General features: G+C 61.4%; 22 protein-coding genes. 15 read left to right on the top strand and 7 right to left on the bottom strand.

From position 1 onward, the window contains the following. Nucleotides 1-157: 157 nt before the first annotated feature. Nucleotides 158-1,204 (top strand): MerR family transcriptional regulator, encoded by a 1,047-nt coding sequence (locus tag ACR809_RS10075; protein ID WP_002910436.1) that lies wholly within the window; start codon nt 158-160, stop codon nt 1,202-1,204. On the opposite strand, the gene dauA is transcribed toward ACR809_RS10075, so the two are convergent. The 4 genes from dauA to lolB form a co-directional block, all read right to left on the bottom strand. After that, the gene (gene dauA / locus ACR809_RS10080; protein WP_004200291.1) at nt 1,205-2,884 is read right to left on the bottom strand and encodes a C4-dicarboxylic acid transporter DauA; all 1,680 of its coding nucleotides are present in this window, start codon (nt 2,882-2,884) and stop codon (nt 1,205-1,207) included. 124 nt (nt 2,885-3,008) lie between these two features. After that, nucleotides 3,009-3,956 carry a ribose-phosphate diphosphokinase gene (prs, locus tag ACR809_RS10085; protein WP_002910407.1) on the bottom strand — a complete coding sequence of 316 codons (948 nt, stop codon included), beginning with the start codon at nt 3,954-3,956 and terminating at the stop codon, nt 3,009-3,011. Nucleotides 3,957-4,139: 183 nt separating this feature from the next. Next, a complete protein-coding gene (ispE, locus tag ACR809_RS10090) occupies nt 4,140-4,988 on the bottom strand; it encodes a 4-(cytidine 5'-diphospho)-2-C-methyl-D-erythritol kinase (RefSeq protein ID WP_004898981.1) in 849 nt (282 codons plus the stop codon). Next, nucleotides 4,988-5,599 (bottom strand): lipoprotein insertase outer membrane protein LolB, encoded by a 612-nt coding sequence (gene lolB, locus ACR809_RS10095; protein WP_002910405.1) that lies wholly within the window; start codon nt 5,597-5,599, stop codon nt 4,988-4,990. The genes ispE and lolB overlap by 1 nt, the downstream gene beginning before the upstream one ends. A gap of 270 nt (nt 5,600-5,869) precedes the next feature. Between lolB and hemA the strand changes: the two genes are divergently transcribed. Genes hemA through kdsA form a run of 6 tightly spaced genes read left to right on the top strand, consistent with a single transcriptional unit; the run spans nt 5,870 to nt 11,201 of the window. Continuing rightward, a complete protein-coding gene (gene hemA / locus ACR809_RS10100) occupies nt 5,870-7,126 on the top strand; it encodes a glutamyl-tRNA reductase (protein WP_002910404.1) in 1,257 nt (418 codons plus the stop codon). A 42-nt stretch (nt 7,127-7,168) separates the two neighbouring features. Beyond that, nucleotides 7,169-8,251, top strand: a complete 1,083-nt coding sequence (prfA, locus tag ACR809_RS10105; protein ID WP_002910403.1) for a peptide chain release factor 1 — start codon at nt 7,169-7,171, stop codon at nt 8,249-8,251. After that, nucleotides 8,251-9,099 (top strand): peptide chain release factor N(5)-glutamine methyltransferase, encoded by an 849-nt coding sequence (prmC, locus tag ACR809_RS10110; RefSeq protein ID WP_004180387.1) that lies wholly within the window; start codon nt 8,251-8,253, stop codon nt 9,097-9,099. The genes prfA and prmC overlap by 1 nt, the downstream gene beginning before the upstream one ends. Further along, nucleotides 9,099-9,491, top strand: coding sequence for an invasion regulator SirB2 (gene sirB2, locus ACR809_RS10115; protein ID WP_004145428.1), 393 nt, complete (start codon nt 9,099-9,101; stop codon nt 9,489-9,491). Before prmC ends, sirB2 begins: the two co-directional genes overlap by 1 nt. A 3-nt stretch (nt 9,492-9,494) precedes the next feature. Next, nucleotides 9,495-10,307 carry an invasion regulator SirB1 gene (sirB1, locus tag ACR809_RS10120; RefSeq protein WP_002910395.1) on the top strand — a complete coding sequence of 271 codons (813 nt, stop codon included), beginning with the start codon at nt 9,495-9,497 and terminating at the stop codon, nt 10,305-10,307. A 39-nt stretch (nt 10,308-10,346) separates the two neighbouring features. After that, nucleotides 10,347-11,201, top strand: a complete 855-nt coding sequence (kdsA, locus tag ACR809_RS10125) for a 3-deoxy-8-phosphooctulonate synthase (protein WP_002910393.1) — start codon at nt 10,347-10,349, stop codon at nt 11,199-11,201. A gap of 86 nt (nt 11,202-11,287) precedes the next feature. Here kdsA and chaA read toward each other — a convergent pair whose 3' ends face one another. Beyond that, on the bottom strand, nt 11,288-12,388 hold the full coding sequence (chaA, locus tag ACR809_RS10130; protein WP_002910392.1) for a sodium-potassium/proton antiporter ChaA: 1,101 nt from the start codon (nt 12,386-12,388) through the stop codon (nt 11,288-11,290). A gap of 263 nt (nt 12,389-12,651) precedes the next feature. Between chaA and chaB the strand changes: the two genes are divergently transcribed. Further along, nucleotides 12,652-12,882 carry a putative cation transport regulator ChaB gene (gene chaB / locus ACR809_RS10135; protein WP_002910389.1) on the top strand — a complete coding sequence of 77 codons (231 nt, stop codon included), beginning with the start codon at nt 12,652-12,654 and terminating at the stop codon, nt 12,880-12,882. A 136-nt stretch (nt 12,883-13,018) separates the two neighbouring features. Next, nucleotides 13,019-13,699, top strand: coding sequence for a gamma-glutamylcyclotransferase (locus tag ACR809_RS10140; RefSeq protein ID WP_004152258.1), 681 nt, complete (start codon nt 13,019-13,021; stop codon nt 13,697-13,699). A gap of 217 nt (nt 13,700-13,916) precedes the next feature. Here ACR809_RS10140 and ACR809_RS10145 read toward each other — a convergent pair whose 3' ends face one another. Both ACR809_RS10145 and ACR809_RS10150 read right to left on the bottom strand, forming a co-directional pair. Next, complete coding sequence (locus ACR809_RS10145) at nt 13,917-14,159, bottom strand: DUF1883 domain-containing protein (RefSeq protein WP_002910387.1); 243 nt, start codon at nt 14,157-14,159, stop codon at nt 13,917-13,919. A 237-nt stretch (nt 14,160-14,396) separates the two neighbouring features. Then, nucleotides 14,397-14,750: a DsrE/DsrF/TusD sulfur relay family protein gene (locus tag ACR809_RS10150; protein WP_002910380.1), complete on the bottom strand. Its 354-nt coding sequence runs from the start codon at nt 14,748-14,750 to the stop codon at nt 14,397-14,399. A gap of 67 nt (nt 14,751-14,817) precedes the next feature. Here ACR809_RS10150 and nasR point away from each other — a divergent pair, with 67 nt between their 5' ends. The 6 genes from nasR to ACR809_RS10180 all read left to right on the top strand — a co-directional run bounded on the left by nasR (nt 14,818) and on the right by ACR809_RS10180 (nt 25,860). Then, on the top strand, nt 14,818-15,999 hold the full coding sequence (gene nasR / locus ACR809_RS10155) for a nitrate regulatory protein NasR (RefSeq protein WP_004189431.1): 1,182 nt from the start codon (nt 14,818-14,820) through the stop codon (nt 15,997-15,999). A gap of 242 nt (nt 16,000-16,241) precedes the next feature. Then, entirely contained in the window at nt 16,242-17,498 is a 1,257-nt protein-coding gene (locus ACR809_RS10160) for a CmpA/NrtA family ABC transporter substrate-binding protein (protein WP_085838198.1), read from the top strand. Nucleotide 17,499: 1 nt separating this feature from the next. After that, nucleotides 17,500-18,384, top strand: a complete 885-nt coding sequence (gene ntrB, locus ACR809_RS10165) for a nitrate ABC transporter permease (protein ID WP_004148772.1) — start codon at nt 17,500-17,502, stop codon at nt 18,382-18,384. A gap of 9 nt (nt 18,385-18,393) precedes the next feature. Further along, nucleotides 18,394-19,182 (top strand): ABC transporter ATP-binding protein, encoded by a 789-nt coding sequence (locus tag ACR809_RS10170; protein ID WP_004145418.1) that lies wholly within the window; start codon nt 18,394-18,396, stop codon nt 19,180-19,182. A 10-nt stretch (nt 19,183-19,192) separates the two neighbouring features. Further along, nucleotides 19,193-23,260 carry a nitrite reductase large subunit NirB gene (gene nirB, locus ACR809_RS10175; protein ID WP_023286601.1) on the top strand — a complete coding sequence of 1,356 codons (4,068 nt, stop codon included), beginning with the start codon at nt 19,193-19,195 and terminating at the stop codon, nt 23,258-23,260. Beyond that, the gene (locus tag ACR809_RS10180) at nt 23,260-25,860 is read left to right on the top strand and encodes a nitrate reductase (RefSeq protein ID WP_122051219.1); all 2,601 of its coding nucleotides are present in this window, start codon (nt 23,260-23,262) and stop codon (nt 25,858-25,860) included. The genes nirB and ACR809_RS10180 overlap by 1 nt, the downstream gene beginning before the upstream one ends. Nucleotides 25,861-25,998 lie beyond the last annotated feature (138 nt).

Below are 25,998 nucleotides of genomic sequence, written 5' to 3' on the forward strand. Positions count from 1 at the left end.
TCTTCCTCTTTTTCCCGCCATATTACGCCCCCATTCCGTCCTGGCCTTCGTGCTGCTATGGTTGCCAGCAAAAATGAATAGCAAGCGCGGTTTTTGCTTGACCCTGACGTTACGTCAGGCTGCAGAGTAGCGGACCTGGCCACAGAGAGGAGCAGTCATGTTAATTCAGGTGGGAGAGCTGGCGAAGCGTGCCGGACTGACGGTACGTACGCTGCATCATTATGAACAGACGGGGCTGTTAACGCCTTCGGCCAGAAGCGAGGCGGGCTATCGGCTCTATAACCTGTCCGCGGTTCAGCGCCTGCATATGATAAAGGCGCTGGCGCAGGCCGGGCTAACGCTCGCCACAATCAAGGACTATCTCGATCGGCAAACGCTGTCGCTGCCCGAGCTGCTGACGCAGCAGATAGATACGCTCAACGCCCAGCTGCGCGATGTTGGCAGGCTGCGCGACCGACTATTGGTGCTGCGCGAGGCGCTGGCGAGCGGCAATGAACCCGATCTGGAGTCCTGGCTACAGACGCTGGAGTTAATGAAAATGTACGATCGTTGGTTTAGTCAACAGGAGTTAGCCGCGCTGCCGTTTGCGGCACAGGATGAACAGCGGGCGCAGGCGTGGCGCGAGCTAACGGAGGAGGTGCAGACGCTGATGGCGAGCGGCTGCCCGACGGACAGTCCGCAGGCGATGCGTCTGGCGACGCGCTGGATGGAGCGCCTGGAGCAGGATACGGCCGGGCGTCCGGAGTTTCTGACCCGCCTGAACGAGATGCATGCCGCCGAGCCGCAAATGGTTGAACAGACCGGCGTCACTCCGGCAATCATCGCCTATATCACCGAGGCCTTTGCCGAAAGCAAACTGGCCATCTGGGCGCGGTACCTTGACGAAGAAGAGATGGCGTTCACCCGCCAGCACTATTTTGACCGGCTACAGGAGTGGCCTGCGCTGGTGGCGAAGCTGCATCAGGCGTGCCGGGAGGGCGTAGCGCCGGACTCGGCGTCGGGTCAGGCGCTGGCCCGGGCGTGGCTTGAACTGTTTCAGTCCTACGCCGGTACCCGGCCGCAGACGTTGCAGAAGTTTCGTCGGGCAATGGAGCAGGAGCCGCATTTGATGAAGGGCACCTGGATGACGCCGGCGGTGCTGAGCTGGCTGCAGCAGGCGACCGGATCCTTGATGCGGCAGGCGCAAGGACCTGCCGCCGGGTGATCACAGGTCAGCCAGCGCGGCCTGACGATCGGGGTAGAAGCTCAGGCGTCCGGGCAGCGGCTTGACGCCGGCGCGCGCTAGCGTGCGTAGCGGCTGAAACTCGAGGTTAGATACGCGCAATTCACAGCCTTCCGGCAGCTTGTTCACAAAGCGCTGGAAGGCATCCAGGCCACCGGCGTCGAGAACCGGCACCGCGTCCCATTTCAGCACCACGATGCGCTTGCCGGCGATCCGGGTCTCCAGATCGTTGAACAAGCCTTCGGCGGCGGCAAAGAACAGCGGCCCAATTACCCGCAGCACCAGCACATCGTCTGGCACCTCGACGTTGACCGGCGCCAGATGAGTCATGCGTGCGATACGGCGCATAAACAACAGCGAAGCCAGCACGATCCCGACGCTGATAGCGATCACCATGTCAAACAGCACCGTCAGCGACATGCACATCAGCATCACCACGATGTCGTCCTTCGGCGCGTGGCGCAGCAGATTGATGACTTTATGCGCCTCGCTCATATTCCATGCCACCATCAGCAGCAGGGCGGCCATCGCCGACAGTGGCAGCCAGGATAGCAGTGGGGCGAGGATCAGCAGCGCCAGGATCACCAGCAGGGCGTGGATCACGGCGGCAACCGGCGATGTGGCGCCGGCGCGGACGTTCGCCGCCGAGCGGGCAATCGCCGCGGTGGCAGTGATCCCGCCGAAGAACGGCGCGACAATGTTGCCCAGCCCCTGGCCAATCAGCTCGCTATTGGCTTTGTGCTTGGTGCCGGTCATGCCATCAAGCACCACCGCGCACAGCAGAGATTCAATGGCGCCGAGCATCGCCATTGAGAAGGCGGCAGGCAGCAGAGCCTGCAGCGAGGCCCAGCTCAGGGTAAAGTTTGAGCCCGGCATATCCCAGGGCAATACCAGCTGCGGCAGCAGCTGCGGAATGCCATTGCCCTGAGTGCCGTCCGCCAGCTGATAATGGAACTGCGAGCCGATCGTCGCGACATCGCCGCCGAGCAAGTTGACCACCAGCATGACCGCGCAGCCGCCCAGCAGCGCCGGGAGGTGGCCCGGCAGGCGGATACCCAGCCGCGGCCAGAGGATCAGAATGCCAAGAGTAACGACGCCGATGGCGGCATCGCCAACGTTAATGGTCGGTAGGGCCATCGCCAGCGCCGCCACTTTCTGCAGATAATGCTCCGGCACATGGGGCATCTGCAGGCCGAGGAAATCTTTAATCTGCATGGTGCCGATGGTGATACCGATCCCCGAGGTGAAGCCGAGGGTGACTGACAGCGGGATGTATTCGATCAGGCGGCCAAAGCGCGCCAGGCCGAAGAGGATTAAAAAGATCCCCGACATCAGCGTCGCCACCAGCAGTCCCGCCAGACCAAACTGCTGGGAAACCGGATAGAGGATCACCACAAAGGCGGCGGTCGGACCGGAAACGCTAAAGCGTGACCCGCCGGTCAAGGCGATCACAATCCCTGCCACCGCTGAGGTATAGAGGCCGTACTGCGGCGGCACGCCGCTGCCAATCGCCAGCGCCATCGCCAGCGGAATCGCAATGATCCCGACGGTGATCCCGGCGATCAGGTCACGCGTGAAGCGGGCGGTGGTGTACTTTTCTTTCCAACAAGCGTCGATGAGGGCGCGGAAAGGCATCACATGTGAGGAAAATAATCTGTTCACAATAATGTTTCATCCATGAGCGCATCATCTGTCAACTAAATGGCAGGTGAAGGAGGCATTGATCATACAAATAAGGTGCGGAGACAAAAAAACCCGCCGCAGCGGGTTTTTGTGCTGGGCTCGATTAATGTTCGAACATAGCAGAGATAGATTCTTCATTGCTGATACGGCGAATAGCTTCAGCCAGCATACCGGAGAGCGTCAGAGTACGCACTTTATCCAGCGCTTTAATTTCTGGTGCCAGCGGAATGGTATCGCAGACGACAAATTCATCAATGACAGAGTTTTTGATGTTCTGGATAGCGTTGCCGGAGAAGATTGGGTGCGTCGCGTAAGCGAATACGCGTTTCGCGCCACGCTCTTTCAGCGCTTCTGCCGCTTTACACAGGGTGCCGCCGGTGTCGATCATATCGTCGACCATCACGCAGTCACGACCGGCAACGTCGCCGATGATGTGCATCACCTGGGAGACGTTGGCGCGCGGACGGCGCTTGTCGATGATAGCCATATCGGTATCATTCAGCAGTTTAGCGATAGCGCGGGCACGCACGACGCCGCCGATGTCCGGAGAAACCACAATCGGGTTGTCCAGGTTCAGCTGCAGCATATCTTCCAGCAGGATTGGGCTGCCGAACACGTTATCGACTGGCACATCGAAGAAGCCCTGGATCTGTTCTGCGTGCAGGTCAACGGTCAGCACGCGGTCAACGCCGACGCTGGACAGAAAATCCGCCACCACTTTCGCGGTGATTGGCACACGAGCAGAACGAACACGACGGTCCTGACGAGCATAACCGAAGTAAGGGATAACGGCGGTGATACGACCTGCCGAAGCACGACGCAGAGCATCAACCATAACAACCAGTTCCATCAGGTTGTCATTGGTGGGAGCACAAGTGGACTGGATGATGAAAATATCACCACCGCGTACGTTTTCATTGATTTGTACGCTGACTTCGCCGTCGCTAAAACGACCTACAGCGGCGTCGCCAAGAGAAGTGTACAGGCGGTTGGCAATACGTTGTGCTAGTTCCGGGGTGGCGTTACCAGCAAAAAGCTTCATATCAGGCACGAGAAGAACCTCAGGCATGCGTCCAGTGGTGGATGAATGGGCCAATAATGTGCGGGATGGCGCCATTCGATCCAGTCGGTGTATTTAAAGAGCACGATGCAACGTCTGGAACAGGGTGACGTTGTCACCGTAACTCAATTTCCCCGGCTGACTCATTATCAATGTGCCATCACGGCGCAGGATTCAGAGCAGGGCCTGCTTGAGCGGCGAAAGGTTAACTCCGCGCGCCACAAAGCCATTTAGCCATGCCGGGGCAGTGTCCAGCACCTGACGGGCAGCGGATTCGGTGTTAAATTCAGCAAACACACAGGCCCCTGTGCCGGTCAGGCGTGACGGCGCATATTCTAACAGCCAGGAAAGCGCGGCATCAACCTCGCGAAAACGTTTTCTTGCGATAAGCTCGCAATCGTTGCTGAATTCACAATTTAATAACGTATTAATTGACCGGCGCGGGGTATTTCGTGGTAGCTCCGGATCGCGAAAAATGATCGGCGTCGGAATACTGACCCCCGGGTGGGCCACCAGGTACCATTTTTCCTCGGGTTCTACCGGCGTCAGTATTTCACCCACCCCCTCGGCGAAGGCGGCATGGCCGCGCACGAAAACCGGCACATCGGCCCCCAGCTGAAGGCCAAGAGTCGCCAGCTCATCTTCCGAGAGACCGCAGCCCCACAGATGGTTGAGCGCCACCAGCACGGTGGCGGCATTGGAGGAGCCACCGCCCAGGCCGCCGCCCATCGGCAGGCGCTTATCGATACTGATATCGGCGCCGCTGCCCGCCGGCAGGCGATCGCTTTCGCTGGCGGCATGCATCAGCAGACGCGCGGCGCGAACGATCAGATTCTCCTCGTCTGGCACGCCGGCCACCGGCGTCAGCAGGCGCAGTTGGCCGTCAGTACGCGGTTCGATGGTCAACGTATCGCCGTAATCGAGAAACTGAAACAGCGTTTGCAGGGTATGGTAACCATCGGCCCGCTGGCCGGTGATATATAAAAACAGATTCAGTTTTGCAGGAGAGGGCCAGCGGGTCATCATTTCACGATCCAGTTATCCATCTTCAGCTTGATGCGCTGAGCGCCATTGTTCAGCTCGACATTGGACGGTAGGGCTGGCTGGGTATCGCTGGTGTAGCCGCCGTAGGTCACGTGCCAGGTTTTGCCGTTTTGCGTATAGTTCAGTTCACGCAGACGGTACCGATCGTCCAGCGAATAGTCGGTGGCGTCGCCCGGCAGGCCGATGATCCACTGGCGCAGGCTGTTCAACGGGATCGGCATCCCGGTCAGACGGCCAATCATCTCTTCGGCATCAGTGGCGGTATAGGTCTGGCCTTTGTTATCGATCAGCTGCACGCTGCCCGGCTGCGCGGTCAGCGACAGCTCGGTGCTGCCCAGCGGGTTGGTCAGCAGCAGGCGATAGCGGTCCTGGCCGGTTTGCTGCCAGAAGAAGCGGGCATAGACTTTTTGCTCATCGGAAAGATAGGCAAACGCCCCGCGGGTCTGGAACTGATTGAGGCTGCGGACAGCCTGCTGGTGCTGACGCCACTGCGGCGAATCCGGGCTTTTGCCAGGCCCTTGCGGCGTATGAAGAGAACAGGCGGTGAGGACGAGGCTGGCCAGCGGCAGCAGGCGGAACAGTCGATTCATAATGATGACAAATCCTTGATGTCTACAGGGAAAAACGGCGGCAGGGAACAGCGGGCCGATTTGTGTAGCAGGTTACATTTATAACCCTTAATGCTAGCGTCGCCGGGCGATAGCGTCTACGTTCAAGTTGTCTGAAATCAAAAAATTAACCTTAATGGCGGTCTTGCTTTAACTATTACTCCAAAAGGGGAGCCTCTCTTTTATTGATTACGCGCATCCTGTATGATGCACTCAGACTAACCTTAGCAACGCTGGTACTACTCCCTCACAATGACCCTTTTAGCTCTTGGCATCAATCACAAAACAGCTCCGGTCGCCCTGCGAGAACGCGTCACGTTTTCGCCGGAAACGCTCGATAAGGCGCTGGAGAGCTTGCTGGCTCAGCCGATGGTGCAGGGTGGGGTGGTGCTGTCGACCTGCAACCGCACGGAACTCTATCTCAGCGTCGAAGAGCAGGATAACCTGCAGGAAGCGCTGATCCGTTGGCTGTGCAACTACCACGGCCTCAACGAAGAAGACCTGCGAAAAAGCCTTTACTGGCATCAGGATAATGACGCCGTCAGCCATCTGATGCGCGTCGCCAGCGGCCTCGATTCGCTGGTGCTGGGCGAGCCGCAGATCCTCGGCCAGGTGAAAAAAGCCTTCGCCGACTCCAGCCGCGGCCATCTTAACGTCAGCGAGCTGGAGCGGATGTTCCAGAAATCCTTTTCAGTGGCTAAGCGCGTGCGTACCGAAACCGATATCGGCGCCAGCGCGGTCTCTGTGGCTTTCGCCGCCTGTACCCTGGCGCGGCAAATCTTTGAATCGCTCTCCAGCGTCACCGTGTTACTGGTCGGCGCCGGGGAAACCATTGAGCTGGTAGCGCGCCATCTTCGCGAACATCACGTGCGCAAAATGGTGATCGCCAACCGCACCCGTGAACGCGCCCAGGCGCTGGCGGAGGAAGTGGGCGCCGAGGTGATAGCCCTCAGCGATATCGACGAACGGCTGAAAGAGGCCGACATCATTATCAGCTCCACCGCCAGCCCGCTGCCGATCATCGGCAAAGGCATGGTGGAGCGTGCGCTTAAGGCGCGGCGTAACCAGCCGATGCTGCTGGTGGATATCGCCGTCCCGCGCGACGTTGAACCAGAGGTCGGCAAACTGGCTAACGCCTACCTCTACAGCGTCGACGATTTGCAAAACATCATTCAGCATAACCTGGCGCAGCGTAAGGCTGCCGCGGTGCAGGCGGAATCGATCGTCGAGCAGGAAACCAGCGAATTTATGGCCTGGCTGCGCGCGCAGAGCGCCAGCGAGACCATTCGCGAATACCGTTCTCAGTCTGAGCAGGTCCGTGAGGAGCTGACGGCGAAAGCGCTGGCCGCGCTGGAGCAGGGCGGTGATGCCCAGGAAATTATGCAGGATCTGGCGCGCAAGCTCACTAACCGCCTGATCCACGCGCCAACCAAATCTCTTCAGCAGGCCGCCCGTGACGGGGACGACGAACGTCTGCATATTCTGCGCAACAGCCTCGGGCTGGAATAGCGCACCTTTCTCTTATTTTCAGGACAGGGTGAATTCACGCCTATGAAGTCTTCTATTGTTGCCAAACTGGAAGCGTTGTACGAGCGCCATGAAGAAGTGCAGGCGCTGCTCGGCGATGCCGCGACGATTGCCGATCAGGATAAATTCCGCGCGCTGTCGCGGGAGTATGCTCAACTGAGCGATGTGGCGCGCTGCTATACCGACTGGCGTCAGGTGCAGGAGGATATTGAAACCGCGCAGATGATGCTCGACGATCCGGAAATGCGCGAAATGGCGCAGGAAGAGCTGCGTGACGCCAAAGAAAAAGGCGACCAGCTGGAGCAACAGCTGCAGGTTCTCCTCCTGCCGAAAGATCCTGATGACGAGCGTAACGCCTTCGTGGAAGTGCGCGCCGGGACCGGCGGCGACGAAGCAGCGCTGTTTGCCGGCGATCTATTCCGCATGTACACCCGTTACGCAGAATCGCGCCGCTGGCAGGTAGAGATCCTCAGCGCCAACGAAGGTGAGCACGGCGGCTTTAAAGAGGTGATCGCCAAGATCAGCGGCGACGGCGTTTACGGTCGGCTGAAATTTGAATCCGGCGGCCATCGCGTGCAGCGTGTGCCGGCCACCGAATCGCAGGGGCGGATCCACACCTCCGCCTGTACGGTGGCGGTGATGCCGGAGCTGCCGGAAGCCGAAATGCCGGACATTAACCCGGCAGATCTGCGCATCGATACCTTCCGTTCCTCCGGGGCAGGCGGTCAGCACGTTAACACCACCGACTCGGCTATCCGCATTACCCACCTGCCTACCGGCATCGTGGTGGAGTGCCAGGACGAGCGTTCTCAGCATAAAAACAAAGCCAAGGCGCTGTCGGTGCTGGGGGCGCGCATCCGCGCCGCCGAAGTGGCCAAACGTCAGCAGGCGGAAGCCTCCACGCGCCGCAACCTGCTGGGCAGCGGCGACCGCAGCGACCGCAATCGCACCTATAACTTCCCGCAGGGCCGCGTGACCGACCATCGCATCAACCTGACGCTCTACCGTCTGGATGAGGCGATGGAGGGCAAACTCGACATGCTGATTGAGCCGATTGTCCAGGAACATCAGGCCGATCAGCTGGCGGCGCTGTCCGAGCAGGAATGATGACCTTTCAGGCCTGGCTGCAGCAGGCGATCGCCCGCCTGGCGGAGAGCGACAGCCCGCGACGCGACGCCGAGATCTTGCTGGGACACGTTACCGGCCGGGCGCGAACCTGGATTTTGGCCTTCGGTGAAACGACGCTCTCTGCTGACGAGGCGGCGAGGCTGGAGGCGCTCCTGGTGCGACGCCAGCGCGGGGAACCTATTGCTCATCTGGTCGGGCAGCGCGAGTTTTGGTCGCTGCCGCTGTTCGTCTCCCCGGCGACGCTGATCCCCCGCCCGGATACCGAATGTCTGGTAGAGCAGGCGCTGGCGCGTCTGCCAACCGCGCCGTGCCGTATTCTCGACCTCGGCACCGGGACCGGCGCCATTGCCCTGGCGCTGGCCAGCGAACGTCCGGACTGTGAGGTCACCGCAGTGGACGTGATGCCGGACGCCGTGGCGCTGGCGTTGCGCAATGCCGAACATCTGGGCATCGCTAACGTGACGATAAGTCAAAGCGACTGGTTTAGCGCGCTGGCCGGGCAGCGCTTCGCCACGATCGTCAGCAATCCCCCCTATATCGACGCCGCCGACCCGCATCTCGCCGAAGGCGATGTGCGCTTTGAGCCGTTGACGGCGCTGGTCGCAGGCGACCAGGGGCTGGCCGATCTGGCGCATATCATCCGCGAGGGACGGCAGTATCTGCAGCCCGGCGGTTGGATGCTGCTGGAGCATGGCTGGACTCAGGGCGAGGCGGTTCGCGCGCTGTTCCGCGAAGCGGGCTATCTGGACGTCGCGACCTGTCGCGACTATGGCGACAATGAGCGTCTGACCCTCGGACGTTTACCCGACATGGAGAATGTTGGCTGATGAACTTATTCACGGCTGTCCTCTACCTGCACATTGCCACAGTGGCGGTGTCGGTAGGATTGTTCGTTTTACGTTACTGGTGGATGTATCACCAGAGCCCGCTGCTGAACCAGCGGTGGGTGCGAATTGCGCCGCACTGCAGCGATACGCTGCTGTTTCTCAGCGGCGCGGGGTTAATGGCGATAACGCACTACCTGCCGTTCACAGAAGACGGCGCATGGCTGACTGAAAAGCTGTTTGGCGTTATCATTTACATCGCATTAGGTTTTATCGCGTTGGGCCGTCGTCGTCCGCGCAGCCAGCAGAGCCGCTTTATCGCGTTCCTGCTGGCGCTGGTGGTGTTGTTTATCATCATTCAACTCGCCATCACAAGAATACCGATACTGGGGTAGGTCATGGGGTCATTAGCGGATTTCGAATTTAACAAAGCGCCATTGTGTGATGGCATGGTCCTCATTTCTGAACAGGTCCGCGACGATTTTCCGTCGCGTTTTGTCGAGGAAGAGCTGCAGCGATTGCTGCGCCTCGCGCAGGAGGAGATTGCGCCGTCGTGGGACCAGGAGCGTCAGATAGAACGATTGCTGGAGCTGTTTTACGACGAGTGGGGCTTTGGCGCCTCGCAGGGCGTGTATCGTCTTTCCGACGCGCTATGGCTGGATAAAGTGCTGGTTAACCGCCAGGGAAGCGCGGTGTCGTTAGGCGCGATCCTGCTGTGGATCGCCCAGCGCCTGGCGCTGCCGGTGGTGCCGGTGATCTTCCCGACCCAGATGCTGCTGCGTGCGGACCCGGAAACCAGCGAAGAGATGTGGCTGATTAATCCGTTTAACGGCGAGACCCTCGACGAGCATACCCTGGAGGTATGGCTGAAGGGCAACATCGGGCCGGTGGCGGAACTGTTTAATGAAGATCTCGACGAAGCGGATAACGCCGAGGTGATCCGCAAGCTGCTGGACACCCTGAAGTCGGCGCTGATGGAAGAGCGGCAGATGGAGCTGGCCCTGCGCGCCAGCGAAGCGCTGCTGCAGTTTAATCCGGAAGATCCGTATGAGATCCGCGACCGCGGGCTGATATACGCCCAGCTGGACTGCGATCACGTGGCGCTGTTGGATCTGAGCTATTTCGTTGAGCAGTGCCCGGAGGATCCGATCAGCGAGATGATCCGCGCGCAGATCAACACGATTTCGCATAAACAAATTACATTGCATTAGTCTGGAACCATTCCGGTTACACCCTGATAAGGCGAACTTATGAAACAAAAAGTGGTTAGCATTGGTGATATCAACGTAGCGAACGACCTGCCGTTCGTGCTGTTCGGCGGGATGAACGTGCTGGAGTCGCGCGACCTGGCGATGCGTATCTGCGAACATTATGTCACCGTTACGCAGAAGCTTGGTATTCCCTACGTCTTCAAAGCCTCCTTTGATAAAGCCAACCGTTCCTCCATCCACTCCTATCGTGGGCCGGGTCTGGAAGAAGGGATGAAGATTTTCCAGGAGCTGAAGCAGACCTTTGGCGTGAAAATCATCACCGACGTTCATGAAGCCAGCCAGGCGCAGCCGGTAGCTGACGTGGTGGACGTGATCCAGCTTCCGGCTTTCCTCGCGCGCCAGACTGACCTGGTGGAAGCGATGGCGAAGACCGGGGCGGTGATCAACGTCAAGAAGCCGCAGTTCGTCAGCCCGGGTCAGATGGGCAACATCGTCGATAAGTTTATCGAAGGGGGTAACGACAAAGTAATCCTCTGCGACCGCGGCGCTAACTTCGGTTACGACAACCTGGTCGTGGATATGCTCGGCTTCGGCGTGATGAAGAAAGCCTCCAACAACTCGCCGGTCATTTTCGACGTCACCCACGCGCTGCAGTGCCGCGACCCGTTTGGCGCAGCCTCCGGCGGTCGTCGTGCGCAGGTGAGCGAGCTGGCCCGCGCCGGTATGGCGGTAGGTATCGCCGGTCTGTTTATTGAAGCGCATCCGGATCCGGACCACGCGAAATGCGACGGCCCGTCCGCGCTGCCGCTGGATAAACTGGAGCCGTTCCTCAAACAGATGAAAGCGATTGACGATCTGGTGAAAAGCTTCGACGAGCTGGATACCAGCAAGTAAGCCTGACTGCATCAGTAAAAAAGCCTGCCGGCGTCAAAACCGGCAGGCTTTTTTTCGCCCGGACTCCGCCGGGTGGGAAAACGGGGTCAGGCGAAAATGGTCATCAGATAGGCGGCGAACAGCGCCATGTGGGCCGCGCCGTTCAGCACATTGGTGCGTCCGGTGGAGAAGGAGATATGGCACAGCACCAGCGAGGCGACCATCACCACCATCTCCGGGGCGCCAAGGCCAAAGCGCAGCTCATTGCCGGTCAGGAAGGCGATGAGGGTGACCACCGGGACCGTCAGCGAGATGGTGGCCAGCACGGAGCCGAAAAACAGATTCATCGCCCGCTGAACCTGATTGTTGAGCACCGCTTTCAGGGCGCCAAGGCCTTCCGGCGACAGGATCAGCAGAGCCACCAGGAAGCCTGTAAATGCCACCGGGGCATTCATGCTGGTCAACAGCGTTTCCAGCGGGTTAGCGTTCATTTTGGTAACCGCGATCACTGCCACCAGGTGCACCAGCAGCCAGGCGGTATGCCACCCGCTGCTGTGGGCGGACGGTTTACCGTGGTGCGGGTCGTCATCGTCGCTGTCGTCTTCATGCTCATAAACAAACAGGCTCTGATGGGTTTTGGTCTGAATAAGCAGGAAAACGCCGTACATGGCCGCCGAAATTACCGCCACCAGCAGCGATTGCCCGGTGCTGAAGTTCGCGCCCGGCAGCGCCATCGGAAAGACCAGCACGATAATCGCTAGCGGAAACAGGGCGATAAGATACTGCTTAATGCCGAACAGATTCATATATTGGGTGGCGAATTTACGCCCGCCCAGCAGCAGAGAGAAACCGACCAGACCGCCGGTGACGATCATAATAATGGAGTAGAGGGTATCCCGCATCAAGGTCGGCGCGGCGTCGCCGGTGGCCATTAAGGCAGAGATCAAACTGACCTCAAGGATAACCACCGACAGGCTTAAAATCAGGGAGCCATAGGGTTCGCCCAGGCGGTGGGCGAGGACGTCGGCGTGGCGGACCACGCTGAAGGCGCTGCTCAAAATGCCGACCAGCGCGAGGATATTGATCGCGATAACCACTGGCAGTGACTGGCTGCTGCCCCAGAAAAACAGCACCGCCAGCGCCAGCACCGGAAAGACGAGGGAAGACTCCTTATGGCGGGTTTTTACCGCCTCATGTGCATGGGTCATGAACCATCTCCATTTATGCAGGTGTTATAATTATAAAAACGTAGGGCGGTAAAGTAACAGATCTTGCTAAATTACCGCTGTTTTTTTACTTAAATTTACGGGTATCGAGGGATATCTTGATTAGTTTATTATAATTTATGTTTACTTATATTTAGTTCTTATTATTCAGATAATTACTAAAATAATTTTTCTACTCATTTTGACCTTGATAGCCAGCCGACTGCGTACCAGACTTAAACTTAATGCTCAAACAGGAGGTCAGTATGCCCTATCGCAGTAAACAAGAACTCCCCGACAGCGTTCAGCATGTACTGCCTGCCCATGCGCAGGAAATTTATAAAGAAGCGTTTAACAGCGCCTGGGATCAATATAAAGATAAAGACGAGCGGCGCGATGATGCCAGCCGCGAAGAGACGGCGCACAAAGTCGCCTGGGCGGCGGTGAAGAACAGCTATGAGAAAGGCGATGATGATAAGTGGCATAAGAAAAAATAATCGCTGACGCCGCATTTTCGCTTGCCAGCGCCCCGCTGATTGCTTATTGAAAGATAAAGCTGGATAATATTTCAGCAATATTGACGGATGCATGAGACGAACGCAGGGAAGCGGGCAGTGGCGGAGGTAGTAAACAGTGTTAACTCGTGATTTCTTAATGAATGCGGATTGTAAGACAGCGTTTGGCGCTATTGAGGAATCGCTACTCTGGTCGGCAGAACAACGTGCAGCCTCGCTGGCGGCGACGCTGGCCTGCCGCCCGGATGATGGCTCAGTATGGATCTTTGGCTACGGTTCGCTTATCTGGAACCCGGCGCTCAATTATCGCGAGTCCTGCACCGGCACGCTGCCGGGCTGGCACCGCGCGTTTTGCCTGCGGTTGACCGCCGGGCGCGGTAGTGCCTGCCAGCCGGGACGCATGCTGGCTCTCAAAGAGGGCGGCCGAACCACCGGCGTCGCCTATCGTCTGCCTGACGACACGCTGGAGGAGGAGCTGACCCTGCTGTGGAAGCGGGAGATGATCACCGGCTGCTATCTGCCCACCTGGTGCAAGCTGGAGCTGGACGACGGACGGACGGTGAATGCCCTGGTGTTTATTATGGATCCGCGCCATCCACTGTTTGAACCGGATACCAGTGCCCAGGTTATCGCCCCGCTGATCGCCCGGGCCAGCGGGCCGCTCGGCACCAACGCCCAGTATCTGTTTTCGCTTGAGCAGGCGCTGCGCAAGCTGGGCATGCACGATGCCAGTCTCGATGACCTGGTGGCCAGCGTCCGTGCGCTGTTGGGCGAGAGTCCGACGCCGGGCCTGGCCTGAGCGCGCGCAAAAGAAAACGCCCGGCATGACCGGGCGTCCGATTGCTGACCAGTAAGGAAAAAGCGTGGTTTTTCCTTACTGGTGGTTATCAGCCGAAAATCAATAAATTGATTTTCCTTGTTATTTTTCTGGTGCAATCTGCAAGTACAATGATTGCATGAGGTTTGTCATGAATCCCTCGCCCGGCATGACCGGGCGTGTGTTCTGGCAGTGACGGTCAGGCCGGCACGTAGCTGATGGAGTGCTCCAGCGACTGGCTGTGACTGTCGATAAGCACGTTCCAGGTGCCGCTGTAGGGCACCGTCAGATAGGCGCTGTCCCGATCCTGCACGCTCAGAATATCCGCATGACTGTCGCCCGGGACCTTCGCGCTCATCAGATGAATATGGCAGCGCTCTGAGCACCGCACCACCAGCGTGTCACCACCAAATAACGTCAAACTTGCTTTAACCATCGCCATTTTATACCCCGTTTCTGTCCCGCTACAGCATCCTGCCCACCCAGTCCTCGCGTGATATTGTTCACACTTTGCTCTGTGCATCACACCAAACGGCGCGGGTCGGGATGCTGATTTTGATCAAAAAAAGGGATAAAGATTAAACAAAAATGACGTTGTTCCTGAAAGCATTCAGCTAACGTTTTTTTTACCTCTGCAGGCGGCGAAACCTGATATTTCCTGCCGTTTGGCGCCCCAGATTCAGAAGGTCAGCACTTTATCTGCCGCCAGGGTCCACTGGGCCAGCTCAACGAGAGTGCCAACCTCCACGCCGTCAACCAGCGGCAGTGCGCTGACCCCGCGGCCGTCCGCGCAGGTTTTACACAGCTTCACGGGAACCTGCTGGGCGGTGAGGATCTCCAGCATCTGCTGCACATTATACCCTTCTGCCGGCTTCTGCCCCCGCAGCCCGGCGGTGACGGCGTCGGACATCAGAAACAGCTTGAGATCGAGGTCGGACTGCTGCTCGCGCAGGGCAATGGCCAGGCGCAGGCTGTTGAACAGGGATTCGCTGCCGTAGGCGGCGCCGTTGGCGATGATCACAATACGTTGCATACAAACTCCTTCTTAAAGGCACGGTTATTGCTTTAGGCAGTATAAAGCGTTAACCCGGAGGAGGGGTATGAATAATACGACTGGTCATGCGCACGATGCGACGGCCTGGCTGCAGCTGGCGCGTCGCCTGCAAAAGCAACAGCTTCAGCAGCTTAGCCAACTGGGGGAACTGGCCAGCCAGCTCAGCGCGCTGGTGCATATGCTGCAGTGTGAGCGCGGGGCGTCGAATATCTATCTTTGCTCGGGCGGCTTGCTGTATACAGCGGAGTGTCGGGCGGGAGGGGCGCTGGTTGACGAGCGGCTAGCCCTGTTTTATGCCAGCCTCGAACGGGCGCGCGCGGTAGCCGGCAGCGCGCTGTGCTGGCGTATCGCCAGAGCGGTTGACGAGCTGGCGCAGCTCCCGGCGCTACGCGCGCAGATCGGCCGCCGGCAAATTGCCGCTGAAGCCGCGACGGAGCAGTTCAGCCGCGTCATCCGCCATCTGCTGAACATCGCCCCGCAGCTCAATGACAGCATTGACGATCCGCCGGTGGCTGGTCGGATGGTCGCCCTGTACAGCTTTATGCAGGGAAAAGAGCTGGTGGGCCAGGAGCGCGCGCTGGGAGCATTGGGCTTTACCCGCGGCGAGTTCAGCGACAGCCTGCGCCAGCAGCTGGTGGACCGTATTGACGGTCAGCAGCCCTGCTTCGACAGCTTTCAGGCGCTGGGCAGCCCGGCGACCGTCCAGTTGTTCAGAACCCAGTGCCACGCCGGTCTGGATATTGAACAGCTGCGGCGGATCGCCTGTACCCGCCAGCCGGCTGCCGACGGCGGGGAAACGGCGCTGCGCTGGTTTGGCCTGCAAACCCAACGGCTTGAGCAATTGCGCGAAGTGGAAGAGCAACTGATCGACGATCTGCTGGATGCCACCGACGCGCTGTTAGCAGACGACGCGCCTGGCTGGCAGGCCGGAGAGGAAGACGATTGCGTGACGCCACGGCTCGATAAACAGCTACTGCCGCTGGTGCGCCAGCAGGCCTATGAGTTGCAGCAGCTCTCCAGCCAGCTGGCCTCGCTGAAAGACGCGCTCGAAGAGCGCAAGCTGATCGAAAAAGCGAAAAGTCTGCTGATGACGCACCAGGGAATGCAGGAGGAGCAGGCCTGGCAGACGCTGCGCAAGATGGCCATGGACAAAAACCAGCGCATGGTTGAGATAGCCCGCGCGCTGCTGATGGTGAAGGCGATTTGGCCGCTAACACCAAAGGAGTAGATGCACAATCGATGGGCATTCTTTGCCTGCCGGCGGTGCACTTTTAGGTGAAAAACCGGCCAGCGTTGGGAAAAAGCCCGCCAGCGCGCTATTGGCAAAGCTGGCATCCCGTTTGCATTACTTAGTAAGTGAATAAAAGTCCGGGCAACGAACCAATGGCGGTTCGGGTGTCCGTGGATAAAGGCGTCCTGCAGTGCGTATGCACTGTCGGGCGCTTTTTTTTTGCGCATGGTGGAGCGGATATGGGCGACAAATTTTCAATTTCCCGGCGGCGCTTGCTGCAGGCAGGGGCCGCGCTGGGCGGCGCGATGCTGCTGCCGGGCGTGATGCAGGCCGCCTGGGCCGGCGGCTCGGACAAACCGGAGCAAACCCGCGTGCGGGTCGGATTTATTCCGCTGACCGATTGCGCGCCGCTGGCCATCGCCGCGGCGAAGGGGTTTGACCAAAAATATGGCATCACCCTGGTGGCGAGTAAGGAAGCCAGCTGGGCGGCGGTGCGCGACAAGCTGGTGGCCGGCGAGCTCGACGCGGCGCATATTCTCTATGGCCTGCTGTACGGCCTCGAACTGGGGATCGCCAGCAAGCCGCAGGCGATGGCCAATTTGATGACCCTCAACCGCAATGGCCAGGCGATTACCCTCTCCAGCGAGCTGCAGGAGAAAGGGGTGACCGACCTCGGCGGGCTGAAGCGGCTGATCGACCGCAGCGCGCCGGGCAGTTACACCTTCGCCCATACCTTTCCTACCGGCACCCATGCCATGTGGCTTTACTACTGGCTGGCGAGCGCCGGCATCGATCCCTTCAACGATGTGCGCACCGTCGTGGTGCCGCCGCCGCAGATGGTGATGAACATGCGCATCGGCAATATGAGCGGCTTTTGCGTCGGCGAGCCGTGGAACGCCCGCGCTATTAACGACCGTATCGGCTTCACCGCGGCCACTTCCCAGGATATCTGGCCCGAGCATCCGGAAAAGGTGCTGGGCACCCGTCGCGACTGGGTGGAACGCAACCCGAACACCGCCCGCGCGCTGGTGGCGGCCCTGATGGAGGCGCAGCGCTGGATCGCCGCCTCGCCGGAGAACACCCGGGAGACGGCCCGCCTGCTCGCCAGACGCGGCTGGCTCAATACCAAGGAGCAATACCTCACCGGCCGGATGCTTGGAGAGTATGACAACGGCCTTGGCCGCCGCTGGCAGGATGCCCATCCGATGCGCTTCTGGGCCGGGGGCGAGGTGAGTTTCCCGTGGCTGTCGGACGGGATGTGGTTCCTCACCCAGTTCCGCCGCTGGGGGTTGCTGAAGCAGACTCCGGATTACCTCGCGGTGGCGGCGCGCATTAACCGCATCGATGTCTGGCAGGCTGCCGCCCAGGCGGTAGGAGGGATCAGCGCGCCGGCAGCCAGGATGCGCAGCAGCACACTAATGGACGGGACGGTCTGGAACGGGTCCGACCCGGAAGGCTACGCCCGCCATTTCTCTATTCAACGTAAGGGGGCATGAGATGAAGCAGGCACAACGTAAGCAACCGGTCGTCAGCGTGGACAACGCGCCTGGCGAAGTGATTATCCTGCCGCCGGTGCAGGTCCGGCGCACCACGCCGGCCGTCACGCGCTGGCTGCGTGAGCTCACCCAGCGCCTGCTGCCCCCGCTGTTGGGGCTGGGAGTGCTGCTGCTGGCCTGGCAGCTGGCGGCGATGCATAGCAAAGGCTTTCCCACGCCGCTGAGCACGCTGGACTCGGCGCTGACCCTGTTTGCCGATCCATTCTATCAGGACGGGCCCAATGACATGGGCATCGGCTGGAACGTGCTGGCCTCCCTGCAGCGCGTGGCGGTGGGCTTCGGCCTGGCGGCGCTGGCGGGCATTCCGCTGGGGTTTTTGATCGGCCGTTCGCTGTTCTTCGCCCGCATGTTTAATCCGCTAATTGCTCTGCTGCGCCCGGTCAGCCCGCTGGCCTGGCTGCCAATTGGCCTGCTGCTGTTCCAGAAGGCGGAGCCGGCTTCCAGCTGGACCATTTTTATCTGCTCCATCTGGCCGATGGTGATCAACACCGCGGAGGGTGTGCGGCGGATCCCGCAGGACTATCTCAACGTCGCCCGCGTCCTCCAGCTCTCGGAGTGGACGGTGATGCGCAAAATCCTCTTTCCGGCGGTGCTGCCGGCGGTGCTTACCGGCGTGCGCCTCTCCATCGGCATCGCCTGGCTGGTGATCGTGGCGGCGGAAATGCTTACCGGCGGGCTGGGGATCGGCTTCTGGATCTGGAACGAGTGGAACAACCTCAATGTGGAAAACATCATCATCGCCATCGTCATTATCGGCGTCGTCGGCCTGCTGCTGGAGCAGGGCCTGATGCTGCTCGCTCGCCGCTTTAGCTGGCAGGAAAAATAAGGAGCCAACATGAAACCATTAATTCAGGTGCAGGCCGTCAGCCAACGCTTCAACACCGCCAGCGGCGAGTTCCTGGCGCTGCAGAATGTCTCCTTCGATATCGTCGAAGGGGAGACCATTAGCCTGATCGGCCACTCGGGTTGCGGAAAATCGACCCTGCTAAACCTGATCGCCGGGATCACCACCCCTACCGAGGGCGGACTACTGTGTGATAACCGGGAAATCGCCGGTCCCGGGCCGGAGCGGGCGGTGGTTTTCCAGAACCACTCGCTGCTGCCGTGGCTGAGCTGTTTCGACAATGTGGCGCTGGCGGTGGATCAGGTGTTCCGTCGCACCATGAGCAAGAGTGAGCGCCGGGAGTGGATCGAACACAACCTGGCGCGCGTACAGATGGGTCATGCGCTGCACAAACGTCCCGGGGAGATCTCCGGCGGCATGAAGCAGCGGGTGGGTATCGCCCGGGCGCTGGCGATGAAGCCGAAAGTGTTGCTGCTTGATGAGCCCTTCGGCGCCCTGGATGCGCTGACCCGCGCCCACCTCCAGGACACGGTGATGCATATCCAGCAGGAGCTCAATACCACCATCGTCATGATCACCCACGACGTTGATGAAGCGGTGCTGCTCTCGGATCGGGTGCTGATGATGACCAACGGTCCGGCGGCGACGGTCGGCGAGATCCTCGCGGTCGATCTGCCGCGTCCGCGCCACCGCGTTCAGCTGGCGGACGACAGCCGGTATCACCATCTGCGCCAGCAGATCCTCCATTTCCTGTATGAAAAACAGCCGAAAGCGGCGTAAGGAGGCGGTCATGACGCGGCGACTGGTGGTGATCGGTAACGGCATGGCGGCCACCCGGCTGGTGCAGCGGCTGGTTGAGCGCGACCCCGCGCGGTTTGCCATTACCGTCGTCGGCGACGAGCCGCACCCGGCCTATAACCGCATTCAGCTCTCGCCGCTGCTGGCAGGTGAAAAAACGGCGGCGCAGATCCCGTTGCTGCCGGCGGAGTGGTACACCCGGCACGGGGTGTGCCTGCGGTCTGGCGAGGCGGTCGATGAAGTCGATATTCAGCAACGGCGGCTGCGCATCGCGGAAACCTGGCTGCCGTGGGATGAGCTGGTGTTCGCCACCGGTTCGCGGCCCTTTATCCCGCCGCTGCCGGGCATTGATCGTCCGCAGGTTATGCCCTTCCGCACCCTGGCGGACGTGGAACGTATTCTGGCGATACCCGGCCCGGCGGTGGTGATTGGCGGTGGCGTGCTGGGGGTGGAAGCGGCGGCGGCGCTGCGTCGTCACGGCGGAGAGGTCACTCTTCTGCATCGCGGCAGCGGATTAATGGCGCCGCTGACCGACGCTTTTGCCGCCGATGAGCTCAGGCAGCAGCTTGAAGCGCGCGGCATTCGCTGCGTGCTGGAGTGCCGCATCGCCGCCATCGACGCCGATGGCGTGCGGCTGGCGGACGGGCGCGTATTCCGCGCCGCCAGAGTGGTGCTGGCTACCGGCGTGCAGCCCGACAGCCGTCTGGCGGCGCAGTCCGGCGTGCTGTGCCAGCGGGGGATCGTGGTCGACCGTCAGATGGCCTCCTCGCTGCCGGGGATCAGCGCCATCGGCGAATGTTGCGAAATTGACGGCCAGACCTGGGGGCTGGTGGCTCCCTGCCTGCGTCAGGCCGAGGTGCTGGCGGATCGCCTGTGCGGCGCCCCCGGCGAGGGCTTTGTCTGGCAGGATGCCGGGACCCGCCTGAAGGTCACCGGCATTGAACTCTTTAGCGCTGGCGAGCAGCAGGCCGGCGAACAGGATGACATTTATACCAGCTGGGACCCCATCGACCGCCACTATCGTCGCCTGCTGCTGCGCGATGGCCGCCTGCGCGGCGTGCTGCTGATGGGCGACTGTACCGCCGCCGCCGCGCTAACCGCGCGCCTGGAAAGCGATGAGCCTGTCACCGTGGACTGGCTTTTTGACCCCTCTTCAACGCAGCCGCAGGCTGCAGGAATAATGACGATGACGAAACCTGTATTAGTGCTGGTGGGACATGGCATGGTCGGCCACCATTTTCTCGAACAATGCGTGAGCCGCAATCTGCATCAGCAATATCGAATCGTGGTGTTTGGCGAAGAGCGTTACCCCGCCTACGACCGGGTACATCTCTCCGAGTATTTTGCCGGACGCAGCGCCGAGTCGCTGTCGCTGGCGGCCGGGGATTTCTTTATTGAACACGGTATTGAACTCCGCCTCGGCGAGGCGGTGGCGACCATCGACCGCGACGCACGGCTGGTACGGGACGCCGAGGGGCATGAAATCCACTGGGATAAACTGGTGCTGGCGACCGGCTCGTATCCCTTTGTTCCGCCAATCCCCGGTAACGATCTCGCGGGGTGCTTTGTCTACCGCACTCTTGACGATCTCGACCGTATCGCCGCCCATGCCGCCGCGGCGAAGAGCGGGGTGGTTATCGGCGGCGGGCTGCTCGGGCTGGAGGCGGCCAACGCCCTGAAACAGCTGGGGCTGGAGACGCAGGTGGTGGAGTTTGCCCCGAACCTGATGGCCGTCCAGCTGGATAACGGCGGGGCGGCGATGCTCCGGGAGAAGATCGTCGCCCTCGGCGTGGGGGTGCATACCAGCAAAGCGACCACCGCCATCGTGCGCGAGGCCGACGGCCTGCGGCTGAACTTTGCCGACGGCGGCGCGTTGCGGACCGACATGGTGGTCTTCTCGGCGGGGATCCGCCCGCAGGACGCGCTGGCCCGCGGCTGCGCGCTGCAGGTGGGCGAACGCGGGGGAATTCACATCGACGGCCAGTGCCGTACCTCTGACCCGGACGTGCTGGCGATAGGCGAATGCGCCCTGTGGGACAATAAAATTTACGGTCTGGTGGCGCCGGGCTATCAGATGGCGCGCATCGCCGCGGCCACTCTCGCAGGAGAGGACGCCTGCTTTAGCGGCGCCGACATGAGCACCAAACTGAAGCTGCTGGGGGTCGACGTGGCCTCGTTTGGCGATGCGCAGGGGCGCACGCCGGGCTGTCAGAGCTATCAATGGACCGACGGTCCGCAGCAGATTTACAAAAAAATCGTCGTCAGTCAGGACGGCAAAGCCCTGCTTGGCGGCGTGCTGGTGGGGGATGCCAGCGACTATGCCACGCTGCTGCAGATGATGCTGAACGGCATGGCGCTGCCGCCGCGTCCGGAGAGTCTGATCCTGCCCGCGCTGGAGGGAGCCGCGCCGAAGGCGCTCGGCGTCGCGGCGCTGCCGGACAGCGCGCCGATCTGCTCCTGCCATAACGTTAGCAAAGGCGATATCTGCCAGGCGGTGAACAATGGGGCGGGGGATATGTCGGCGATAAAAAGCTGCACCAGAGCGGCTACCGGCTGCGGCGGCTGCAGCGCGCTGGTGAAACAGGTGATGGAGTATCAGCTGGCGGAGCAGGGCGTCGAAGTGAAAAAAGACGTTTGCGAACATTTCCCGTGGTCGCGCCAGGAGATCTACCACCTGGTGCGGGTTAACCATATCCATACCTTCGAGCAGTTGATTAGCCGCTACGGCCAGGGGCACGGCTGCGATGTCTGCAAACCGCTGGTGGCCTCGGTGCTGGCCTCCTGCTGGAACGAGTACCTGCTGAAGCCGGCGCACCTGCCGCTGCAGGATACCAACGACCGCTATTTCGCCAATATCCAGAAGGACGGGAGCTATTCGGTGGTGCCGCGGATGGCGGCAGGGGAAGTGACGCCGGACGGACTGATCGCCATCGGGCAGATCGCCAAACGTTACCAGCTCTACAGCAAAGTGACCGGCGGCCAGCGCATCGACCTGTTTGGCGCGCGGCTGGAACAGCTGCCGGCTATCTGGCGCGAGCTGGCCGACGCCGGGTTTGAAACCGGCCACGCCTACGGCAAGTCGCTGCGCACGGTGAAATCCTGCGTCGGCTCAACCTGGTGTCGCTACGGCGTGCAAGACTCCACCGGGCTCGCGGTACGGCTCGAGCATCGCTATAAAGGGCTACGCGCCCCGCACAAAATCAAGATGGCGGTCTCCGGCTGCACCCGCGAATGCGCTGAAGCCCAGGGGAAAGATATCGGGGTGATTGCCACCGACAAAGGCTGGAATCTGTACGTCTGCGGCAACGGCGGGATGAAACCGCGTCACGCCGACCTGTTTGCCAGCGATCTCGACGAAGCGACGCTGATCCGCAGCATCGATCGTCTGCTGATGTTCTATATCCGTACCGCCGATCGCCTGCAGCGAACCAGCACCTGGATGGATAACCTGGAGGGCGGCGTCGCCTATCTGCGGCAGGTGGTGCTGGAGGATAGTCTTGGCATTGGCGAGGAGCTGGAGCAGGAGATGGCCCGGATCGTCGACAGCTACCAGTGCGAGTGGCAGACCACCCTCAACGATCCGCAGCGTCTGGCGCTGTTCCGCTCCTTCGTTAATAGCGACCAGCCCGACGAGGCTGTGCAGCGCCGCGATCTGCGCGGTCAGCCGCAGCCGCTGCTGACTGAGACGTTGCCCGAAGGCGAACTCCCATCCCGACCGTGGCAGGCGGTATGCGATCTTGACGCCATTCCGGCGCAGGCGGGGATCGGCGCCCGCTTAGGGGAGCGGCAGATTGCCCTGTTCCGCTTCGGCGAGCGGGTCTACGCCCTCGACAACCGCGAGCCGGGCAGCGCGGCCAACGTGCTGTCGCGTGGGTTGTTAGGGGACGTCGGCGGCGAGCCGGTGGTGATCTCCCCGCTGTACAAACAGCGGATACGCCTGCGCGACGGCTGGCCGTGCGACGGCGACGAACAGGCGGTACGCGCCTGGCCGGTGAAAGTAGAAAACGGCAAAGTGTGGGTGGGCAACCAGCAGCTGCTGGCCCGCGCGGAGGCCTCCTGATGAAGACCATCCGAACGACCTGCCCCTACTGCGGCGTAGGCTGCGGGGTGCTGGCGAGCGTGGACGACGCGGGGCAGGTGAGCGTGCGTGGCGACGATCAGCACCCGGCGAACCTCGGCCGTCTGTGCGTCAAAGGGGCCGCCTTAGGGGAGACCACGGGCCTGGCGGGGCGGCTGCTGACGCCGGAGGTCGACGGCCAGCAGGTAGCCTGGCCTCAGGCGCTGGCGGAAACCGCTGCGCGCCTGAGACAGATTATCGACCAGCACGGACCGCAAGCGGTGGCCTTTTACGCCTCCGGCCAGCTGTTAACCGAGGATTACTATGCCGCCAATAAGCTGATGAAAGGGTTTATCGGCGCGGCGAACATCGATACCAATTCACGGCTGTGCATGTCGTCAGCGGTCACTGGCTACAAGCGGGCCTTTGGCGCCGACGTGGTGCCCTGCAGCTACGATGATGTGGAAAACAGCGATCTGGTGGTGCTGGTCGGCTCGAACGCCGCCTGGGCGCATCCGGTGCTGTTCCAGCGGCTGGCGCAGGCGAAGCGGGATAATCCCCGATTGCGGATCGTGGCGATCGACCCCCGACGCACCGCTACCTGCGAGATCGCCGACCGCCATCTGGCGCTGGCCCCGGGAAGCGACGGCGGGTTGTTTGCGGGGCTGCTTAACGCCCTGGCTGAGGCAGGAGCCTGCGTCGATGGCTTTCGCGACGGCCCGCAGGCGCTGGCCGCCGCCCGCGGCTGGGACGTGGCGAGGGTGGCGTCCTTTTGCGGTCTGCCTGCCGATGAGGTGGCGGGATTCTATCGCGAGTTCATCGCCGCCCCGCGGGCGATCACCCTCTACACCATGGGAATCAATCAATCCGCCAGCGGCAGCGACAAATGTAACGCCATCATCAACGTCCATCTGGCCAGCGGGAAGTATGGCCGCCGCGGCTGCGGCCCCTTTTCGCTGACCGGTCAACCCAACGCCATGGGCGGCCGCGAAGTCGGCGGGCTGGCGACGATGCTGGCGGCGCACATGGATTTTGTGCCAGACGATCTGCAGCGGCTGGCCCGCTTCTGGGGGACGGAACGGCTGGCGCAGACCCCCGGGCTGACCGCCGTGGAGCTGTTTGCCGCCATTGGCCGCGGCGAGGTCAAAGCGGTCTGGATCATGGGTACCAACCCGGTGGTGTCGCTCCCTGACAGCCACGCGGTGAGCCAGGCGCTGGCCGCCTGTCCGCTGGTGATCGTCTCGGATGTCGCCGCCCAGACCGATACCGGACGTTTCGCCCACATCCGCTTTCCGGCGCTGGCCTGGGGCGAGAAGAATGGCACGGTCACCAACTCGGAGCGGCGGATCTCCCGTCAGCGCAGCTTTCTGCCGCCGCCGGGGGAGGCGAAAGCGGACTGGTGGATCATCGCCAGAGTGGGCCAGGCTCTGGGGTATCGCGAGGCGTTTGCCTGGCAGCATCCGCATGACGTCTTCCGCGAGCATGCGGCGCTGTCCGGTTTCGAAAACGACGGCCAGCGGGCGTTTGATATCGGCGCGCTGGCGGATCTCAGCCGTGAGGCGTGGGACGCCATGCCGCCGGTGCGCTGGCCGGTCAGCCGCAGCGAGGTCGCCTGGGATATCACGCGCGGCTGGCATGGCGATGGCAGGCTGCGGATGGTGCCGGTGACGCCTCAACCGACCCGGGCGACAACCGATGCCTTTTATCCGCTGATCCTCAACAGCGGGCGGATCCGCGATCAGTGGCACACCATGACCCGTACCGGCGCAGTGCCGCGGCTGATGCAGCATATCGCGGAGCCAATGGTGGAGGTGGCGCCGCAGGATGCCGTTCGCTATCAGCTTCCCGCTGACGGGCTGGCGCGGATCTGGTCGCGGCATGGGGTGATGGTGGCGAAAGTGGCGATCAGCGAAGGGCAGCGCCCCGGCTCGCTGTTTGTTCCGATGCACTGGAACAACCAGTTTGCCCGTCAGGGGCGGGTGAATAACCTGCTGGCCGCCGTCACGGACCCGTATTCCGGCCAGCCGGAAAGTAAACAGGCGGCGGTGGCGATTGCCGCCTGGCAACCGGCCTGGCACAGCGAGCTTTTTTGCCGCGAACCGCTACCATTTCCTGCGGCCTGGCACTGGCGGCGGCGGGCGGCGCCAGGCGTGCTGCACTACTCGCTGGCCGGGGAGGCATCTGCCCGACAGTGGCTCAGCGCGTGGTGCGCCCGGCGCGGCTGGCAGTTACAGGTGGCTGACGGCGGCGCGGTGTGGAACCTGCTGGCCTGGCATCAGGGAAGGCTGATGCTCGGCTGGTGGAGCGATGCGCGCGAGCCGGCGGTGGATTGCGCATGGATAAGCGCTGCCTTTGCCGCGCCGCCGTCCGATGCCGTCCAACGACATGCCTTGCTTAGCGGCCGACCGGGCGCCGCCGTCGCGCCGCGGGGGCGGATCGTCTGCAGCTGCTTTGGGGTGGGGGAATGGTCAATTAACGAGGCCATCGCCAGCGGCTGCGCCAGCGTCGGGGCGCTGGGTGGGAAGCTGAAATGCGGGACCAACTGCGGCTCTTGCGTGCCGGAGCTCAACGCGCTGCTGGCGGCGCTACGAACCCGGGCGTAACGGTGGCGCGCAGCGACGCCTCCGGTTGGGCGGCACCTTACCCAACCGGTTTCAGCTTATTCCTGGAATTGCCCACAGGGCTGCGGGAGCAGGGAAAAAACGATAAACTAACACTTCTATCCATTTTTGTGAGCTTGC

It is taken from the genome of Klebsiella sp. CD33 (assembly GCF_051992865.1).
Classification (GTDB): Bacteria; Pseudomonadota; Gammaproteobacteria; order Enterobacterales; family Enterobacteriaceae; genus Klebsiella; species Klebsiella pneumoniae.